Source organism: uncultured Eudoraea sp. (assembly GCF_947258525.1).
Classification (GTDB): domain Bacteria; phylum Bacteroidota; class Bacteroidia; order Flavobacteriales; family Flavobacteriaceae; genus Eudoraea.
Genome location: NZ_CAMYIP010000036.1, coordinates 1 through 3,889 on the forward strand (window position 1 = coordinate 1; position 3,889 = coordinate 3,889).

The 3,889-nt window shown below is 36.5% G+C and carries 5 protein-coding genes; 2 read left to right on the forward strand and 3 right to left on the reverse strand.

Features of this window, described 5'->3' with window-relative positions; all coding sequences use genetic code 11:
• Positions 1–126: ferritin-like domain-containing protein (locus Q0X89_RS02440; RefSeq protein ID WP_297691022.1), on the forward strand; the 126-nt coding region annotated here is incomplete at its 5' end.
• Positions 127–208: 82 nt separating this feature from the next.
• Here Q0X89_RS02440 and Q0X89_RS02445 read toward each other — a convergent pair.
• Together Q0X89_RS02445 and Q0X89_RS02450 are read right to left on the reverse strand one after the other, a co-directional pair.
• Complete coding sequence (locus Q0X89_RS02445) at positions 209–634, reverse strand: DUF2141 domain-containing protein (protein ID WP_297691019.1); 426 nt, start codon at positions 632–634, stop codon at positions 209–211.
• A gap of 305 nt (positions 635–939) precedes the next feature.
• Positions 940–2,226 carry an MFS transporter gene (locus Q0X89_RS02450; protein WP_297691023.1) on the reverse strand — a complete coding sequence of 429 codons (1,287 nt, stop codon included), beginning with the start codon at positions 2,224–2,226 and terminating at the stop codon, positions 940–942.
• 188 nt (positions 2,227–2,414) lie between these two features.
• Between Q0X89_RS02450 and Q0X89_RS02455 the strand changes: the two genes are divergently transcribed.
• The gene (locus tag Q0X89_RS02455) at positions 2,415–3,509 is read left to right on the forward strand and encodes an adenylate/guanylate cyclase domain-containing protein (protein WP_297691020.1); all 1,095 of its coding nucleotides are present in this window, start codon (positions 2,415–2,417) and stop codon (positions 3,507–3,509) included.
• 41 nt (positions 3,510–3,550) lie between these two features.
• Here Q0X89_RS02455 and Q0X89_RS02460 read toward each other — a convergent pair.
• A partial coding sequence (locus tag Q0X89_RS02460) for an aldo/keto reductase (RefSeq protein WP_297691021.1) occupies positions 3,551–3,889 on the reverse strand: 339 nt, incomplete at its 5' end.

A 3,889-nucleotide genomic window follows, 5' to 3' on the forward strand; every position in this document is an offset into this window, starting at 1 on the left:
CGTAAAATTCTGGCAGATTCCGATGATGCGAATGATGAGGGTACTAATTCAATGATGAGTGATTTTATTACGGAACAGGAAAAAACGGTTTGGATGATGAAAGCCTGGCTGGCGGAAGAGATATAATTTTTATTTCTACTACATCATATATATATAAACAAAATGCCCGCTAAACGCAGGCATTTTGTGTTTAGTTTTATCTCTGATGTCACCTTAAAAAGCGAATATTTATCTCAAGATTTTCTTCTGCTACTTCGAATTGCGCATCCTGAAATCTAGGAGGTCCCATAGACCTTTCATTATTACTCATCCCATATTTTTCAGAGGGCATGCCTAAATAATCATAATCCATCTGTTGATTTTCATTTATATCATGCATAGATGATATTGCGTAGGTACCCGGCTTTACGTCTTCAAAAACAAAGGAAATGCTCCCGGTCTTTGCGTTACTCATAAATTGTTGAATTCCAGGGCCTCTCATAAAAGTGTCCTGAGTATGGAGTTCTGCCAGGATTTGACCTTCATTACTTTGTACATTTTCAATAGTGACCGTAAGGGTGACACTTTTTGTGTCCTGCGCATTGGCAATAATACCCGAAATAAATAAACCTAAAATAAGTGCTAAAGTTTTCATATTGCTGTTTTTACTGTTAATGATGGTTCAAACTTCTTAATACTTACATATATTCCTAAGTATTCTTTACCCAACTGTAGAAAATAGGACTTGAATTGTATTCTTTTTTAGCAGGCTCTTATTCATCTTATTTAAAGGACAGTTGAATAAATCAATTTATTCCAGGGAAGGATTGATACGCAATTTTGTATCGCTCATAGGATTTTTTTAGGATTTTTATGGACCCTAAGTGCAGATAATAATAGCAATCAATCAGAAGAACTATATGGAAGCCATAACCCCAACTAAGGTCATATTTCAGTTATTTAGGTTGCAATATCTGAAGCAAAAGCCTCTTCATTGTCCTGAACAATTAAACAGAGGAATCCCGCAATGATCATTGAAACGCCACCTATAATTAGTGCGTAAATAGAAATATTGCCAAAAAATGACTTTAGCATAAAGCCCAGGATACCTGCCGCCACAATTTGTGGAATAACTATAAAAAAGTTAAAAACACCCATATAATACCCCATTTTGTTAGCTGGCAAGCTGCTGGATAGCATAGCATAAGGCATTGATAATATGCTTGCCCAGGCAATACCAACTCCTATCATGGATACAAGCAATAAATTTGGATCTGAAATAAAATAAATAGAGATCAATCCGATGCCTCCTATTACAAGTGCTATTAAATGTGTCATCCTTCTGCTTATTTTCTTAGCAACGACCGGTAATAAAAAGGCCACAAGGGCAGCAATACCGTTATATACGGCAAAACAAATTCCAACCCAATCTGCTCCCTCATTATATAGTGCCGAAGTCGTATCTGAAGTGTCATAAATATGGCTTGTAACGGCTGAAGTTGTGTAGATCCACATAGCAAATAACGAGAACCAGGAGAAGAACTGGACAAAAGCAAGCTGAACCATGGTTTTGGGCATTTTAAAAATTCCCATAAAGGACTCTTTAAGTCCGGTGAATACTCCTTTCTCTGCATTTTCAATTTTAAGCTTTTCAATATCGTCCGGAGGATATTCTTTGGTATTAAACACAGTCCACATAACGGCAGTGAAATAAGCAATCCCACCCAGGTAAAAAGACCATTTTACCGAATCCGGGATGCCGCCATCCGCGGCTATATTTTCTATCCCAAACCAATTTGTCATAATAAAGGGTAAGGCAGATGCAATAATGGCACCCAAACCAATAAAAAAACTTTGCATAGCAAAGCCACTCGTACGCTGCTCATTTGGCAACATGTCACCAACAAATGCCCTGAAAGGTTCCATACTTACGTTAATTGACGCATCCATGAGCCACAGCATTATTACAGCCATCCAAAGTGCTGTTGAGTTTGGCATAGCAAATAATGCGATAGTGGCAAGAATTGCTCCAATAGCAAAGAAAGGCCTTCGCCTTCCCCATTTCCGGTGCCAGGTTCTATCACTATAATATCCAATAATGGGTTGTACCAGAAGACCGGTTACCGGTGCTGCAAGCCATAGAATTGGCAATTCATCTTTTGATGCGCCAAGGGTTTCAAATATCCTGCTCACATTGGCATTTTGCAGAGCGAACCCAAATTGAATTCCCAGGAATCCGAAACTCATATTCCAGATCTGCCAAAAAGTTAATCTGGGTTTAACTGAGCTAATAGAAATTTGCGACATATTAATTGGTTTAGTTTGGATCTGTACCGTTAGTTACTAAAAATAGGTTTTTTTTATCAATAACAATAGTTGCTATTCTGAAAGGTGAAATCCGAGTTCTTTATAGGATTTCCTATATTTACTCTGATATGTTAAGCCAGAAAAATTACCATTATTTAAGAGAGATTCTCACGTTTGGAATTATCTGGTTTATATTCGGATTAATCTATGTTTTTCTTGAATATGGCTTGCTTGCCGATTCTCCTATATACCCCGGAACGGGTAACAAATATGATTTTAAAAATTCTTTCATCTATGTTAGTCTGGGAAGTTTTTTAATGGGATTAGTACAGGGCTGGATTGAAGTACGCTGGTTAAGAAAGCGATTTGAGAATAAGTCGTTTTGGAAAAAGATATTTGTCAAGGGATCCTTTTATACTATCCTGTTAATCATATTTATTTGTTTTCTCACCTTAGTTACTAATTCATTCCGTTATAATAAATCTGTATTGGATCCGGTTGTCTTAAACAGCCTTATAGTCTTTATAAAGGAATTCTCATTTTGGAGTGTAATACTATATCTTGGATTAGTATTGGATATCGCATTATTCTATTCTGAAATAACTACATATTTGGGGAAAAAGGTAATTTATAATTACTCCTATGGTAAATACATTGAGCCTAAACAAGAAGTGAGAATATTTATGTTTCTTGACATGAAATCCTCTACAACTATAGCAGAACAGATGGGACATAGGAAATATTTTGACCTAATAAAGTCTTATTACGCAGACATGACCGATGCCATTTTGGAAACTAAAGGAGAAATATTTCAGTATGTAGGAGATGAAATCGTGGTTTCGTGGGAAGAAAAAACAGGATTGAAGAATAACAATTGTATGGATTGTTTTTCAAAAATTTCTGAAGTGTTTAATGATAAAAAGAGTACCTATATCAATCAATTTGGTTTAGTACCCGAGTTTAAAGCAGGTTTCCATATAGGGGAAGTCACAACCGGTGAAATTGGAATAATTAAGAAGGATATAATATATACCGGAGACGCTTTGAACACCACGGCAAGGATCCAGTCTGAATGCAATAATTATGGGGTAAGGGCACTGATATCAGAAGATCTGGTCATAAAATTAAATCAGGATACCAATTTTTCGTTTACTGAAATTGGCAAACTTAAACTGCGCGGTAAACAGGATGCCATTCAATTATTTGCCATCAATTTTAAATAATTCAAATGAAATTAATTATTGAATAGTACAACCTCCGTCAATTACCAGGGTAGGTTCAGATCTTTAATCTCGGACTGATATAATTTTTCAAGCCTTGCTACAATTTCCTGAGAAATACGAATATCTGTGCTTTGAATATTACTGGTTAATTGAGCAATATTTACATTTCCAGGTATTACTATTGATACGGCATCATACGCTAAGCAAAATGCTATTGCCTTTTGGGCAAGGTTTCCTTCTGTTCCAATAATCTCTTTAACCTTATTTAATAAGTAAGCTCTGGTCTCAATATCTTTTTTGGACCAGCGGCTCTCACGCTCCCTCGTGGACAAGCAGGGACTTCTCCGCGGAGCCTGTCCTGAGCAAAGCCGAAGGGCTGC